This window comes from Leptotrichia sp. oral taxon 498, from assembly GCF_002240055.1.
Lineage (GTDB): Bacteria > Fusobacteriota > Fusobacteriia > Fusobacteriales > Leptotrichiaceae > Leptotrichia > Leptotrichia rugosa.
Window position 1 is genome coordinate 177,692 of sequence record NZ_CP016753.1, and the last position, 15,569, is coordinate 193,260.

General features: G+C 28.2%; 17 protein-coding genes. 2 read left to right on the forward strand and 15 right to left on the reverse strand.

Annotated elements, in window-relative coordinates:
* Nucleotide 1 precedes the first annotated feature (1 nt).
* The 8 genes from BCB68_RS00740 to BCB68_RS10760 all read right to left on the reverse strand — a co-directional run bounded on the left by BCB68_RS00740 (nucleotide 2) and on the right by BCB68_RS10760 (nucleotide 6,289).
* Nucleotides 2-1,420 (reverse strand): hypothetical protein, encoded by a 1,419-nt coding sequence (locus BCB68_RS00740; RefSeq protein ID WP_094079096.1) that lies wholly within the window; start codon nucleotides 1,418-1,420, stop codon nucleotides 2-4.
* 12 nt (nucleotides 1,421-1,432) lie between these two features.
* Entirely contained in the window at nucleotides 1,433-1,855 is a 423-nt protein-coding gene (locus BCB68_RS00745; RefSeq protein ID WP_237048654.1) for a hypothetical protein, read from the reverse strand.
* A gap of 135 nt (nucleotides 1,856-1,990) precedes the next feature.
* Nucleotides 1,991-2,452 (reverse strand): hypothetical protein, encoded by a 462-nt coding sequence (locus tag BCB68_RS00750; protein WP_237048655.1) that lies wholly within the window; start codon nucleotides 2,450-2,452, stop codon nucleotides 1,991-1,993.
* Between the two features lie 42 nt (nucleotides 2,453-2,494).
* Nucleotides 2,495-2,920, reverse strand: a complete 426-nt coding sequence (locus tag BCB68_RS00755) for a type IV pilus modification PilV family protein (protein WP_094079098.1) — start codon at nucleotides 2,918-2,920, stop codon at nucleotides 2,495-2,497.
* A gap of 41 nt (nucleotides 2,921-2,961) precedes the next feature.
* Nucleotides 2,962-3,345: a prepilin peptidase gene (locus BCB68_RS10755; RefSeq protein ID WP_335621989.1), complete on the reverse strand. Its 384-nt coding sequence runs from the start codon at nucleotides 3,343-3,345 to the stop codon at nucleotides 2,962-2,964.
* Nucleotides 3,346-3,415: 70 nt separating this feature from the next.
* A complete protein-coding gene (locus tag BCB68_RS00765) occupies nucleotides 3,416-3,838 on the reverse strand; it encodes a type II secretion system protein (RefSeq protein WP_094079099.1) in 423 nt (140 codons plus the stop codon).
* A gap of 202 nt (nucleotides 3,839-4,040) precedes the next feature.
* Complete coding sequence (locus tag BCB68_RS00770; RefSeq protein ID WP_094079100.1) at nucleotides 4,041-4,760, reverse strand: amino acid ABC transporter ATP-binding protein; 720 nt, start codon at nucleotides 4,758-4,760, stop codon at nucleotides 4,041-4,043.
* A complete protein-coding gene (locus BCB68_RS10760; RefSeq protein ID WP_094079101.1) occupies nucleotides 4,757-6,289 on the reverse strand; it encodes an ABC transporter substrate-binding protein/permease in 1,533 nt (510 codons plus the stop codon). Before BCB68_RS10760 ends, BCB68_RS00770 begins: the two co-directional genes overlap by 4 nt.
* Nucleotides 6,290-6,507: 218 nt before the next feature.
* Here BCB68_RS10760 and BCB68_RS00780 point away from each other — a divergent pair, with 218 nt between their 5' ends.
* Nucleotides 6,508-7,740, forward strand: coding sequence for an aminoacetone oxidase family FAD-binding enzyme (locus tag BCB68_RS00780; RefSeq protein WP_094079102.1), 1,233 nt, complete (start codon nucleotides 6,508-6,510; stop codon nucleotides 7,738-7,740).
* Nucleotides 7,664-9,376, forward strand: a complete 1,713-nt coding sequence (locus BCB68_RS00785; protein ID WP_335621985.1) for an NAD(P)/FAD-dependent oxidoreductase — start codon at nucleotides 7,664-7,666, stop codon at nucleotides 9,374-9,376. Before BCB68_RS00780 ends, BCB68_RS00785 begins: the two co-directional genes overlap by 77 nt.
* Before the next feature lie 76 nt (nucleotides 9,377-9,452).
* On the opposite strand, the gene BCB68_RS00790 is transcribed toward BCB68_RS00785, so the two are convergent.
* The 7 genes from BCB68_RS00790 to dnaK form a co-directional block, all read right to left on the reverse strand.
* Nucleotides 9,453-10,034 (reverse strand): helix-hairpin-helix domain-containing protein, encoded by a 582-nt coding sequence (locus BCB68_RS00790; RefSeq protein ID WP_094079103.1) that lies wholly within the window; start codon nucleotides 10,032-10,034, stop codon nucleotides 9,453-9,455.
* A gap of 123 nt (nucleotides 10,035-10,157) precedes the next feature.
* The gene (gene dnaJ / locus BCB68_RS00795) at nucleotides 10,158-11,339 is read right to left on the reverse strand and encodes a molecular chaperone DnaJ (protein ID WP_094079104.1); all 1,182 of its coding nucleotides are present in this window, start codon (nucleotides 11,337-11,339) and stop codon (nucleotides 10,158-10,160) included.
* Between the two features lie 105 nt (nucleotides 11,340-11,444).
* Complete coding sequence (locus BCB68_RS00800; protein WP_094079105.1) at nucleotides 11,445-12,326, reverse strand: aldose 1-epimerase family protein; 882 nt, start codon at nucleotides 12,324-12,326, stop codon at nucleotides 11,445-11,447.
* A gap of 31 nt (nucleotides 12,327-12,357) precedes the next feature.
* Complete coding sequence (locus BCB68_RS10455) at nucleotides 12,358-12,525, reverse strand: hypothetical protein (RefSeq protein ID WP_157697330.1); 168 nt, start codon at nucleotides 12,523-12,525, stop codon at nucleotides 12,358-12,360.
* Nucleotides 12,526-12,542: 17 nt separating this feature from the next.
* Nucleotides 12,543-13,208 carry a hypothetical protein gene (locus BCB68_RS00805; RefSeq protein ID WP_157697331.1) on the reverse strand — a complete coding sequence of 222 codons (666 nt, stop codon included), beginning with the start codon at nucleotides 13,206-13,208 and terminating at the stop codon, nucleotides 12,543-12,545.
* A gap of 217 nt (nucleotides 13,209-13,425) precedes the next feature.
* Entirely contained in the window at nucleotides 13,426-13,668 is a 243-nt protein-coding gene (locus BCB68_RS00810) for a hypothetical protein (protein ID WP_094079107.1), read from the reverse strand.
* Nucleotides 13,669-13,731: 63 nt separating this feature from the next.
* On the reverse strand, nucleotides 13,732-15,558 hold the full coding sequence (dnaK, locus tag BCB68_RS00815) for a molecular chaperone DnaK (protein ID WP_094079108.1): 1,827 nt from the start codon (nucleotides 15,556-15,558) through the stop codon (nucleotides 13,732-13,734).
* Nucleotides 15,559-15,569: the final 11 nt, after the last annotated feature.

Below are 15,569 nucleotides of genomic sequence, written 5' to 3' on the forward strand. Positions count from 1 at the left end.
ATTATTTAATGACATATTCAAACATTGTCGCTTCATCGTTATCTTTTAAATACCCAAGTTCAGAATTGGGATATTTTTTCAAAATACTATTTTCAAATTTTTCAAAATTCTCAAAATTTTTTAACTCGCCAGAAACCGTCCACTTTGAATTTTCATAATTAATTTTTGTATAATCTACCCCTTTTTTACTATTTTCAACTAAAAATTTTATATATGAGTAAAACTCATCACGCTCAATCGAATTATCAATATCTTTTAATATTTTTAATTCTTTCGTATAATTCGGAACTTCTTCATCTTTCTTTTTCAAATAATTTTTTTCCAAAATTTTCGTCTGAACTTTTATATTTTCATTTTCTTTTTTTAATTTTTCATTATTCATAAAATTACTCAAAAGAAAATATACAAGAAACAAAAATAAAACTGTCGCCACATCCAAAATTTTTATCTCTTTCAAACTTTTTGCATCAAAAAAATTTTCATTTTCCGCAAAATTTGGATTTTCAAAAAGTTCACTACCTGAAAAAATCATTTTAATTTCTTCTTCCGTATCAGTAAAAACAATCATATCCCCAAAGTCAAATTCACTAATTTCTCCAATATCAGAAAGTCTTAACTCAACTTTTCCCAATTCCGTTATCTTTTCGTCAAAAATTACCATGCGTAAACTATTTTCTTCCCCAATTTGAAAAATTTCAATTTTTTCACTTTTCAAATTTTCATTTTCCAAACTTTCTTTGTCTATAGTTTGTTCAACACCAATATCTTCTATTTGAACAATTTTAATTTCTTCATCTTCTTTTTTATTTTTATTTTCTTTTTGATTTTCAAAAAATAAATTTTCTTCTTTATTTTTTTCTTCTTCATAATTATTTTTATTTTCTTTCTGATTTTGATTTTGATTCTCACTTTCAAATTCTAAATTTTTATTTTTATAAAAATTATAAATCGCTTGAAAATCAATTTTTATTTCCGAAATTTTCAAAAAATAATTTTTTACTATTTTTTTTAAACTTGAAATTTTATTTTTTTCCAAATAAAGATTCAAATATTCACCATTTACATAATCTAGAATAAATTTTTTACAAACAAATTTATTATTTTTAAAAATTTTTTTCATTTCATAATTTTTATTTTTATCTTTATTTTCTTTTTCATTTTCGTTTTTGTCTTCGTTTCTATTTTTACCTTTATTTTTTTCTTCTTCAAAATTTTGAAAATTTTCAAAATCAAAATATGAAAAATGCAAAATAAAACTGACTTCCACATTTTTTTTAAATTCCGTTTTGTCAAAACTATTTTCTTCCAAAAAATTTTCCAAAACATTTGATAATTCCTGATTTTCATAAAAATATATTTCATTTTCATAAAAAAGATAAATTTTATTTTCGCTTCTTAAATATATCTTCAAACTTTCCAAAAAATTCCTCCTCTATTTTAAAATTTCACTGCTCAAAACACTCATTTCCACAAGTGTTGCATTTTTTCGCTTAAAAGAAATTTTCTCTTTATAAAAAATTTCCATATCCAAAATTTTTCTTTCAAAAATAACTTCCAAATCACCATAAACTGTATTTTTATCAAGTGGCAAAAAATATTCATTTTCACTACTGTCTTTAATACTTTTTACCACAAAGCCACCAATACTTTGCACATTTTTTGGCAAGAATATCAATTTTTCTGATCTCAAATCATTTTTTATTTTTTGTAAATTCGTATCGAAATAAAATTCTTCTTTTTCTATTTCGACTTGATTATTTTCAAAAATCACACCATTTCTTTCAATTCTTTTAGCATTTTCCAACTCTTTTTCAACAAAAATTTTTTTATTTAATTTTTTTTCTGTATTTTTCAAAAAAATTATATCCGATTTTTGTTTTACAAAAAATATAAAATTTGTCGAAAACACAGTTATCATCGAGAGTGCAATTAACACATAAATAAGACTTGCACCTAAATTTTTTTTTTCATTTTAAAAAATCTCCTTTTATTATATTTTCACAACTCTAATTTCATCTTTTCCAAAATTTTTTATTTTTATGACAAGAATTTCGCCAATTTTTTCAAATTCTAAATTTTCTAAATTTGAAATCACTGTTCTACTTCCAAAACTACTTTTATTTTCCGTATCCGAAATATACATTTTTTTATTTTCAAATTCAATTTTATATAAGATTCCATCTGTTTTATAAACAATTTTATCTTTAAAAATATGAATATTTTTCTTTTCATTTTCATAAAAAAATTCTTCTTTATCTCTATTTTTCAAATTTTCCACAATTTTATCCAACGAAAAATACAAATTTTCATAACTTTTCTGATTATTTTTTTTCATTTTCTCAATTATGACAACTCTTTTCAAAAAAATCGAAACTACAAAAACTATGACTGAAAATAAAAACATACTTAGCATAATTTCTAAAAGCAAATAACCTCTTTTTTTATTTTTCACAATTTTTCCTCTTTTCAGATTTATTTAAATTTATTTTTTACACTATAAAAAATTTGGAAAATAATAATCGTTCATTTTATTTGCAATTATTTTAAAAATATATTCTTTTTCGCCTTTTTCATTCAAATAAAATCCATCTGTTTTTTCAATTTTTATTTGAATTTTATTTTTTGTAAAATCAATATTTTTTAAAATTTGATATTTTTTCTCAATCAAAAATTTATTATAAAAATCATTTGTATCTGCAATTTCATATTTTCCAGAAAAATTATTCATTTCTTCATATTTTTTAACTTTTATGAGCTCAATCATATTTGAAATTTCTATATTCTGAAGATTTACATTATCTATTTTCGTATTCGTCTTTAAAGTTTTTAAAAACAAATTTGACAACGGAACAATCGCGAGTGTTACAAAAAACATTGAAATTAAACTTTCAACTAAAGTTTCTCCCTTACCTTTTTTCATCTTTTTATTTTTCCCCTTTTTCTCTTTTTCTCTTTTCTCTTTTAACCAAAAAATATTTTAAAATGATTAAAAAAGATGTAACTTGCAATAATAAATGGTGCAAACGGAATATATTCACATTTTTGAAGTTTTTTAAAAAAAAGTAAAAATAATACGACAATTCCTGAAAATATATACAACATTGTATAGAACTTAAAAATATTTTCGACTCCGCTGTATCGAAACAACCCTCCTATTCCCATCATAAGCTTCACATCTCCAAAGCCAATCAAACTTTTTTTAAAATAATCTTCCAAAATATAAAGTGCCAACAACGGCATTAAATAGCCACTCGCTCCCAAATAATAATTTCCCAGATCATTAAATTTAACAGCAGAAAATAATCCTATTAGAACTAAAAATAAAATATCCCTGTCATATATCAGCTTTTTTTCATATCATTTATAAAAATACTAAAAAATGTAAAATATTTTAAAACCAACAAAATGATTGTCATCATCTTTTTATCTCTTCTCCAGGAAAAGCCTTGCTATTTGCAGCGATCTTAGCATAAATTTCTCCATTCTGATAGATTATTTGACCTTGAATATTCCCAATTTTAAATTTTCCGCTGCTATCCAGCCCAATTCCAAGTTTATTCAAATTTCCTTGCTCCGTCAAAATATCCTGCAAATTTTTCGGTGCATCTCCGCTGTGGTCAATACTCCAAGATGTTGTCGTGTTATTTAACTCGGAAATTGCCCCAATAACTTTACTCCTATTAGCTTTATTCAAATATTTTCCAACTTGCGGTATTGCAATCGCAGAAATTATCGTAATAATTGCCACGACCAATATCACTTCAATAAGCGTAAAACCTTTTTTTGCTTTTTTTCCAAAGGTTTTTTCACTTTTAAACTTTACAATTCTCCCATTCATTTTTTGTCCTCCTTTTTTTATTTAATATTTTATTAATTATTTATACAATATTTTTTGAATTTTGTCAATATATTTTTAATTTAAAATTAATAAAAAATAAAAATAGTAAGAATAAAATCTTACTATTTTTTACAATAATCATATTTATTTTTATATAAATAAAATTCATAATTATTTTTTTTAACTTTTAAAAATAAATTTTTTATAAAACTTTCAAAAAATTCTGAGTTCTCTCATTTTTCGGATTCAAAAACACTTCTTCAGGTTTTCCCTGCTCCACAATTTCACCGTCAGCCATAAAAATGACTCTGTCACAAACTTCCCTTGCAAATCCCATTTCATGCGTCACGACAATCATTGTCATTCCTTCTTTAGCCAAATCCTTCATAACTTTCAAAACTTCTCCAACCATCTCAGGATCTAATGCACTTGTTGGCTCATCAAACAGTAATGCTTCCGGTTTCATAGCGAGAGCTCTTGCAATTGCCACTCTTTGTTTTTGCCCACCAGACAAACTTGATGGATAAACATCGGCTTTATCTAAAAGTCCAACTTTTTCAAGCAGTTCTTTTCCCAATTTTACAGCTTCTGGCTTTGCCGCTTTTTTTAGCGTTACTGGAGCTAAAGTTATATTTTGCAAAACTGTTAAATGTGGAAATAAATTAAAATTTTGAAAAACCATTCCAACTTTTTCACGAAATTTGTCAATGTTCAAATTTTTATCCGCAAGGTCAAATTCATCCACGCAAATATGTCCGTCAGATAGTTCTTCAAGCCCATTTATACATCTTAAAAATGTACTTTTCCCCGAACCTGACGGCCCAATCACACTTATCGCTTCCCCTTTTTCTACATAAAGGCTTATATCTTTTAAAACAACATTATCTCCATACTGTTTTTTCAAATTTTCTACTTTAATCATACTTTTAACTTATCCTCCACTTTCTTGAACAATTTAGACAATAATTTAATTACTATATAGTAAATTGCCGCAACTATAAGCATCGTTTCAAATGTTTTAAAATTAGTTTTATAAGCAACTTGCCCTTCTTTCATCAAATCTGCCACTCCAATTACAACTAATAAGGAAGTGTCTTTTAGTGAACTTATAAACTGATTTAAAATGGCAGGAATCATATTTTTAATAGCCTGTGGCAAAATTACTTTAGTCATAGACTTGTTAAAAGAAAGCCCCAAACTTCTAGCCGCCTCCATTTGTCCTTTGTCTATCGCCTGTATTCCGCCTCTAAAAATTTCAGCTAAAAATGCTCCAGCATTTAGTGCGATTATAATTATCCCTGAAATTTCAGGAGAAAGCATTCCTGGCTCACTGCTCAAATGAAATGTCAATTTTAAAAGTTTTGGAAGCAGCGGCACAACTCCGAAATAAAAGAATATTGTCTGAACCATAAGTGGCGTTCCTCTTATTAAATCAATATATTCTTTTCCTAAAAATTGCGAAACTTTTATCATTTTCGAGTGAAAACCTTTTTTATCCGTCGGCACAAAATTTAAATATCCTATTCCTAAACCAATCAATGTTGCAAAAAATAACGAAACAACTGTGATATAGATGGTAATCGCAAGTCCTCTTAAAAATTTCAGTCCGTAACCAGTCAAAATTCCCCTGTAAGAATCAATAACTCCAGCAATTCCGCCTTTTTCCACAGTTTTTCCACCTTTAGTGTATCTATCCACAATTTTTTGATATTCGCCATTTTGTCTTAAAGTCTTCAAACCTTTATTAAACTCTTCCAGCAACTCTTTGTGAGTCCCCTTTTTTACCATAAATCCATTTCCAACATTTGTCAGCTTTCCAGTTCCAACTTTTAACTGTGTATCTGGATCTTGATTCAAAGTGTACAAAACTACCGGTAAATCTTCAAATCCCGCATCAGCCTGTTTATTTTCAACCGCCTTTAACATTGAAACTGTGTCATCATAAATTCTTACTTCAGATTTTCCCTTCAAATTTTCTTGAACATATCTTTCCCCTGCAGTTCCACTTTTAACCGCAAGTCTTTTTCCAACCAAATCTTTTCCAGTTTTTATCGTATTATTATCTCTATGAATTATCGCAACAATTCCTGTATCGTAATATGGATCAGAAAAATCAACAACCTTTTTTCTCTCCTCAGTAATATTCGCTCCCGCAATCGCACCATCAATTTGCCCAGATTCCATCGCAGGAATAATTCCTCCAAAATCCATCGGCTGAATTTCCACTTCAAATCCTTGAGTTTTTGCCACCGCCTTCATCAAATCAACATCAATTCCCTTATCCACATTGTTCTCCTTAAAAGAAAACGGCGGATAAATCAGATCTACTGCAATAATATATTTTTTACCTGTCTTTGCATTTGGATTTTTCACTTCTTTTTTCCCACAAGCTGTAAAAAATATTAAAATTGTCAATACGAGCGACACTAAAACTAATGTCCTTTTTTTCATTTTCCCTCCTAAACTCTCAAATTAAAATTATATCTAAAAATAATAAAATTTTTTTCAATATATAAATTTTACTACAAAAAAAATATATTGTCAAAGAAAATATAACTAAATTTATAATAAAACTTTTAAAATTTTGATGAAAAAAAACGACTAAAATGATATAATTTATTTAATAATATAAAAAATTTTAATTTAACAATTTGATAAGGAGTATAAAATTGAAAACAGAAGTAACTGTTATTGGCGGTGGAGCAGCTGGACTTATGGCAGCGATCACTGCTAAAAAAAATGGAAGAGATGTCGTTATTTTAGAGCGAAAAGATAGAATTTTGAAAAAAGTTTTGGTCACGGGAAATGGACGATGTAATTTGAGTAATGTCAATGCAACAAATGAAAATTACTTTGGGATTGAAAAACAAAAACAGGATATAAATCATATTTTAAATAATTTTTTGCCAACTGATGTAATTGACTTTTTTGAAAATAAAGTTGGAATCATTTGCAACGAAGAAAGTCGTGGAAAACTTTATCCACTTAGTGGACAAGCGGCATCAATTGTAGATGGACTCAGATTTTATGCACAAAACCTTAGAATTCCTATTTATACGGATTTTTATGTCACAAAAGTCACAAAAGAAATGTTTGAATTTAAAATTTTTTCCGAAGATAAAAGACAAATTAACTCGAAAAAAATAATTCTTGCAACGGGTGGGATTTCTTACCCTGAACTTGGCTCAAATGGAAGCGGCTACCAAATTGCAGAAAATTTTGGTCACAGTTTAACAAAACTTGTACCAACAATTGTTCAGCTAAAAACTGAAAAGCACAAAATAAAAGGACTGCGTGGAATAAAATTAGATGCAAAAGTCAGCGCTTTTGGAAAAAATGAAGATAAATTTGAGAAAATTTGTACCTATGAAGGAGAGCTGCTATTTACTGATTACGGAATTTCGGGAAATGTCGTCTTTAATATTTCTTTTGTTTTTCCGCTTTACAAAGAAGTTGAATTTGAAGTTGATTTTATGCCAAAATTTGATTATAATAATCTTTTTACAATTTTGAAAAAAAGAAGGGAAATACTAAAAAATATGACAATGGAGCAATATTTTAATGGAATGATTAACAAAAAATTAGGTCAATTTTTGACTAAAATGTCGGGAATTCCAAAATTGTCAAAAAATATTTCAGAACTTACCGACAATGAAATAAAAAAAATATGCACTACTCTAAAAAAATATAAAATAAAAATATTGGATACAAACGGCTTTAAAAACGCACAAGTTACCGCCGGCGGAATTCCTTTGAGCGAAATAAATCTAGAAAATTTGGAATCAAAAAAAACAAAAGGGCTTTATTTTGCTGGAGAAGTTATGGATGTCTATGGTGAATGTGGTGGATTTAATCTGCATTGGGCGTGGGCGAGTGGAAAATTTGCTGGAGAAAATATTTAATAAAAAAAATGTGAGAGGAAAAGAAATGCTTAAAATTAATAATATAAAAATGCCTGTAAAACACAACGAGAACGACTTAAAAAATGTTGTCTGCAAACTTTATAAAATTAATAAAAATGAGATAAAAAGTTTTGAAATTGCAGGACAGGCAATTGACGCTAGAAAAAAAAATAATGTTGTCTTTGTCTATGCTGTAAATATCGAGCTTGAAAACGAAAAAAAATTTGAAAATATTAAAAATATAAAAAAATTTGAAAAACAAATTTATTCTATTTCAAAAATAGAAAATTTTTCTGAAAATGAGAAAATAAAAAGACCCGTTGTAGTTGGAAGCGGACCTGCTGGAATTTTTGCGGGACTTGTGATGGCTGAAGCTGGGCTTAAACCGATTATTATTGAGCAGGGAAAAAATGTCGACGAGAGAAAAAAAGATGTCTACAATTTTTTTAAGACAAGAAAATTGAATAAATATTCAAATGTACAATTTGGTGAAGGTGGAGCTGGCACTTTTTCTGACGGAAAATTAAACACTAACACGAATAATTTTAGAATGCAAAAAATTTATGATGAGCTGATTTTAGCAGGAGCCGAGAAAAAAATAAGTTACATGTCAAAACCGCACATTGGAACGGACAAACTTATTGGAATTATGAAAAATATCAGAAAAAAAATTGAAAGCCTCGGCGGAGAATATAGATTTTGCACAAAACTTACAAAAATTAATTACGAAAACAATAAATTAAAAGAAATCGAAGTTGAAGATTTAGAAAATGAAAAGAAATACACTATCTCAACGAATATCGCAGTTTTAGCGATTGGACATAGCGCAAGAGAAACATTTTATATGTTAAATGAACAAAAAGTCCAAATGGAGCGAAAAATTTTTTCTGTGGGAGTTAGAATCGAACACAAGCAAAGTATGATAAATAGAGCTCAATACGGAAAATTTGCTGATAAGTTGCCATCTGCCGAGTACAAATTAAATGTCAAAACTTCTAATGGAAGAGGAGTTTACACTTTTTGCATGTGTCCCGGCGGAGTTGTAGTACCGTCTGCAAGTGAAGAAAATAGGTTAGTTGTAAATGGAATGAGTTATTCTAAAAGAAATTTAGAAAACGCAAATTCGGCAATTTTAGTAAATGTTTTTCCAGATGATTTTGAAGGAAATTCAGTTCTTGCTGGAATTGAGTTTCAGCGAAAATTGGAAGAAAAAGCCTTTATTCTTGGTGGAAGTGACTACAAAGCTCCCGTTCAGCTATTTGGAGATTTTTTAAATAACAAAGTTTCAAAAAAATTGGGAAATGTAAAGCCAAGTTACCTTGCAGATTACAAATTTGCCGACTTAAATCAGATTTTTCCTGAATATATAAACTCTTCTCTAAAAGAAGGAATAACGCTTATGGACAAAAAAATAAAAGGATTTGCAAATTATGACGCCATTTTAACTGGTGTAGAAAGTAGAAGTTCATCTCCTGTAAAAATTCCAAGAAATGAAAAATTTTTTGCCAATATCGAAGGAATTATGCCTTGTGGAGAAGGTGCTGGATATGCTGGTGGAATAATGTCTGCTGCCGTTGATGGAGTGAAATGTGCTGAATTTGTTGTGGAATATTTTAAAGATTTGATGAGTAAATAAAAATTCTAAATAAAAAAACAAAAAGAGGGTGTAATTTTTTTATACACACTCTTAACTTTTTTATTAATTCAATAGATTAATCAATAAATTTTACTTTATCTTCCATTTCCAAATATCTCTTATTCCCAATAATTTTTTCCAAATCTAAATTTGAACGAATATTTCCACTATCAAGTTCTAAAAGTATTTTTTTTATTTCCTTCGTTGTAAATCCTATTCTCTTTAATTCTTTTTCGCTACATTTGTTAATATTATATTTCATAATTTCCCTGCCATAATTTTCTTTTGGATTTTTTATTTTTTCCTTATCCACAAAAAGATATTTTTTAGTAGTTTCCAATCCCGATTTTCCAAACCTTTCAATATTTTTCATCTCTTCAATATCTAAAATTATCCCAGTTTCATCACGAAACTTTATAATATTTTCTGCTTTTGATTTTGAAAACCCTAATTTTAACAAATCTGCGTATTCGACACTATTTACATCAAATTTTTTCTTTTTTTTTGTAAAGTCATTACTTTCTTTAGCTTTTTCTTTTTTGTAATTCACTTCTTTACTGATTTCAATATTTGGCTTATTCTTATCCTCAATAAAAAGTCTTAAAAAATTTCCCACAATTAAAAGCATAACAAAAATAATAATATATTTTATTTTCATAATTAAATCCCCCCAGATTTTTTTATTTTTTAAAATTATTAAATTTTATATTTTAATTTTTATTAAAAATATTTTTGAACTTTTCATTATTTAAACTTTAACTTATTTAGTAAATTTCACCGTTTAATTTTCAAATTTACTAAAGAATCTTTTTATTTTATCTTTAAATGATTTTCCTTCTTTGTAATTTTTAGTTTCCAGAGAACCGTCAAATTCTCTTAAAATTTTCTTTTGTTTTTCAGATAAGTTTGTTGGAGTTTCTATTTTTATTCTCACTATTTCAGAACCTTTTCTAGCTCCATAGCTTATTCCTTTTTCCCTCAACTTAAATTCTTTTCCGTTTTGTGTCCCTTCAGCTATTTTTATTTTTACTTTTCCGTTAAGAGTAGGTACTTCGACTTCTCCACCTAAAATTGCTGTTGTAATTCCAACTGGTACATCACAATAAATATCAAGTCCTTGTCTATCAAAAATTTCATGTTTTTTCACGGTTATAAATATGTATAAATCTCCGTAGATTCCATCATTTCTTCCAGCATTTCCACCATCTCTTACGACAAGTCTTTGACCAGTTTCGACTCCTGCTGGTATTTTTATTTTTCTTGTAACCGTTTCATGCTCTATTCCAGTTCCATGACAATGACTACAAGCTTTTTCAGGTACTTTTCCAGTTCCATGACATACATCACATTCCTGTGTCATCACTTGCATTCCAAAAATGGATCTTTGCTGCATTCTTATATGTCCTGAACCATTACATTTTGTACAAGTTTTCATATGGCTTCCAGCTTCTGATCCAGAGCCGTGACAAGATTTACATTTTCCATCTCTTTTATATTTAATCTCTTTTTCTACACCATTTGCGACTTCTTCCAACGTTAAGGTAAGATTATATCTCAAATCATCACCTTGATTAACTTTCGGACCTTGACTTCGGCTTCTTCCACCGCCACCAAAAAAGCTTCCAAAAATATCTCCTAAATCGTCAAAATCAAATCCTTGACCATTTCCAAATCCGCTAAAGCCTCCACTAAAACCTCCAGCTCCAGTACCGCCGCCACCATTTTCAAATGCCGCATGTCCATACTGGTCATAAGCTGCTTTTTTCTGTGGATCTGACAAAATTTCATACGCTTCATTTATTTCTTTAAATTTTTCTTCAGCATTCTTTTTTTCTGCATCTGACGAATTAGAAAATTTATCTGGATGATATTTCATTGCTGCTTTTCTATATGCCTTTTTTATATCTGATTCGCTCGCATCTTTACTTACCCCAAGCACTTCATAATAATCTCTTTTTGCCATTTTCTCCACACCTCCTTTTTTTCAGAGATGTTCTCCTTTCTTTACGCATTATTTTTATTTCAATGTTTCAAAAAAGAGTTTATCTCTTTTTTATTTGTATAATTTTTATAATATTCCTTTAATTACTAACTTTGCAGTAAAAGTCTTATCTTTTTCCAATTTTAAAATCCCTTTTTTATCTTCCAATTTTCCTGTGCAATCTTCAAAATCTGAAATTCCATACCAAGGTTCTATGCACACAAACGGTGCTTTTGGCTTGCTCCAAAATGCAATATAAGGAAACCCGTTATATTCAACACTTAATTTTTTAGAATTTTTACTATTTTTTATTGTAACTTTTTCTGATTTCAAATCATCGAATATTATCGCATCATCATCAAATACATTTTCAGTAATATACAATTTATTCTCATTATTCAAGCAATCAGCTTTTTCATCTAAAACAAGCCCTTTTTCATTCAATTTATATTTCTTTGAAGTCTCATTTTTCTCAAATTCCAAATAATAATCACTCAATTTTATGTCATCATTTACATCAAGTGCAAATGCAGGATGTGTTCCAAGCGAAAAATACATATCAGAATCATTTTTATTTACAACATTGTACTCAATTTCCAAAGCATTTCCATTAATTGTATAAGTTATAAAAAGTTCAAACTCAAATGGATATTTTTTCAAAGTTTCGTTATTTGAAAAAAATCTAAACTTCAAAGAATTTTCAGTCTTCTCAACTAGTTCAAAATCTTCAGTCCGAGCAAACCCATGCCGTGTAGAAATCTCATATTTATTTCCATCAAAACTATAAGCCCCATTTTTTATAGTCCCAACAAACGGAAACAGCACAGGTGAGCTGGCAGCCCAAAATTCAGGCTTTCTATCCCACATAAACTCTTCTCCATTTACTTTATAACTTTGTAATTCTGCTCCTCTATTTGCAACTGCAATTTCAATATTTCCATATTTTAGGGTATTTATTGTACTTTCCATCTTTAACACATCCTTTTTTAAAGATTTTTATTTATTTTGATTTTTTACTTTCATCATTGTACCAAATTTCTTTCCCAACCTCATTATCCCAGTCTAAATCTGTTTTTTCATATTCCTCTTTGTAGTTTAAAAATAATTTTTCAATATTGCTTAGTTCTTCTTCTAATTTTTTTATTTCAGATTTTGAATTTTTTATCATAATAATTTCCTCTTAATTCAAATATTTTCTTTTTTTAAATTTTCTATTGAATATTCTTTTGAAAGTAAATTAGGAATTTCCTTCATCAATGATTCATCTATTAATTTTTGTTTATCAACTTTAACTTTAAATTCACTTGCAATATTTTTTAATTTTTTTTCTATTTTACAATTTATTAACGGACTATAATAATAATCTTCATTAAAAGCAAAAATTATGTAATTTATTCTTTTTAATTGTTCTTCTTTTGAAAAATCCTTCAATTGTTTAAAAAAATTATCATATAATACATTATTTTCTTCTACAAACATAAAAATTTCACTCTTATTTTCAAGTGGAAATACACAAATTTGTATATATTCTCTTTCTTCAGGTATTTGCTTTCTACCATTACAAATATCCTTTCCTTCTAAATCCCAAAGAAATTCAGTTAAAATTTGTAATGCTAATGGAACACAATAATCTAAAGATATATGATAACCCATTTTGTATTTTATATTAGAAATAAAATTATTTTTATCTTTTAAAAAATTTCTCATTATATAACTATTATCATACTGTTCTATCTCTGTATTCCAGTTTTTAAAATCTTTAAATTTTTCACTATATTCTTCTTTTAATTTATTTATCTCCCCTAAACTTTTTTCTGGAAAATAAAATTCTAAATTCTGTATTTTTTTCATTCCAATATATATATCACGCATTATAATTCTTGTTTTATAAATATTTCTCAACAAATTTTTTAATGCAATTTCAGAAAAAATTCTTTGTTTTGTGATATTAAATTCAGTATTATTAGATTTAAAATATTCTTCATATTCATTAAAAAGAGTTTTTTCACATTTTCCACATAGCAGATTAAATATTCCTGATTTATTGGTTTTTTTTAATTTCCCTAATTCATCGTTTTTTTTTTAATCTATAATCTTCTAATATAGAATCTATATCTTTTATCTTTATATTATTTTTTTTAATGCCTGTTCCAATATTTCTTAAAACAAAATTTGGTACAGAATGAGAATCAATTTTACGACTCTCTGAACCACACCAATAACATTTTTTATTTAATAATACTTTTTCATTGGCTTCTTTCTTTAATTTACTATCACTCTTATTTTTCATAATTTCAAAATTTTTATCCATTTTTTTAATCCTTTGATTTGCATAAGTTATTAAAATAATAGAGGGATTTCCCCCCTATTTTTTTTAATCAACAACTTCCGCATCTTCCACATCATCAGCCCCAGAATTATTGTTATCTCCAGCTGTTTCTCCACTTTGTGCTCCTTGTTGAGCCGCTGCTGCTTCTTGGTACATTCTAGTTGCAAATCCTTGAGATACTTTCGACAATTCTTCGATTCCTTTTCTGATTGCTTCTATATCATCGCCATCTTTTACTTTCTTCAATTCTTCGATTGCTTTTTCGATATCTTCCTTTTCAGTTCCTTGCAATTTAGATTCGTTTTCTTTTATAGTTTTTTCAGTTGCAATTACTAATTGGTCAGCTTGGTTTCTAGCTTCTACTAATTCTTTAAATTTAGCATCTTCAGCTTCATTTGCTTCAGCATCTTTTTTCATTTTTTCGATGTCTTCTTTAGACAAATTAGATGAACCAGAAATTGTTACTGTATTTTCTTTACCAGTTCCTAAATCTTTAGCTGATACATGCACGATACCATTTGCATCAATATCAAATGTTACTTCGATTTGAGGTACTCCTCTTGGTGCAGGTGGAATATCGTTTAAGTTAAATTCTCCTAATTTATGGTTGTCAGCCGCTCTAGCTCTTTCCCCTTGCAATACAACGATTGATACTGCTGGTTGATTATCTGCCGCTGTTGAGAATACTTGTGATTTTTTAACTGGCACAGTAGTATTTCTATCAATAATCTTAGTAAATACTCCACCCATTGTTTCAATTCCTAATGACAATGGAGTTACATCTAATAACAATACGTCTTTAACGTCTCCCATTAATACTCCACCTTGAATAGCTGCTCCTGCTGCTACAACTTCATCAGGATTAATTGATTTATTAGGTTCTTTTCCAAAGAATGATTTAACCCATTCTTGAACTGCTGGGATTCTTGTTGATCCACCAACTAATAAGATTTCATCAATTCCGCTTGGATCTAAGTTTGCATCTTCCAACGCTTGTTTAACAGGCCCTTTAGTTGCTTCAACCAAGTCTTTGGTAAGTTCATCAAATGCTGCTCTAGTTAATTTCTTTTCCAAATGTTTTGGTCCACTTGCATCCATTGTGATGAATGGTAATGAAATTTGTGTTTCTAATGTAGTTGATAATTTTTTCTTAGCATCTTCTGCTGCATCTTTCAATCTTTGAACTGCCATTTTATCATTTCTCAAATCAATTCCAGTTTCTTTTTTAAACTCATCAGCCAACCAGTCAATGATTTTTTGGTCAAAGTTATCTCCACCTAAGTGGTTATTTCCAGAAGTTGAAATAACTTCTACTACTCCATCTCCAATTTCAAGCACAGATACATCAAATGTACCTCCACCTAAGTCAAATACTAACACTTTTTCTTCTTTTTTCTTATCTAATCCATAAGATAATGCTGCTGCTGTTGGTTCATTAATAATTCTTTGGACTTTCAGTCCTGCAATTTCTCCAGCATCTTTAGTCGCTTGTCTTTGAGCATCAGTAAAGTAAGCTGGTACAGTAATAACTGCTTCTGTTACAGTTTCTCCTAAATAACTTTCTGCATCTTTTTTCAATTTTTTCAAAATCATTGCTGAAATTTCTTGTGGTGTATAGTCTTTTCCATGAATATTTACTTTATAGTCTGATCCCATTTGTGTTTTTATTGAAATTACTGTTGAATCAGGATTTGTAATCGCTTGTCTTTTAGCAATTTCTCCTACAATAATTTCTCCATTATCTTTAATATTTACTACTGAAGGTGTAGTTCTTCCTCCATCACTATTTGGTATTATCGCAAAGTTTCCACCTTCCATAACTGCCACGCAACTGTTTGTTGTCCCTAAATCTATTCCTATTATTTTACTCATATCTATCATTC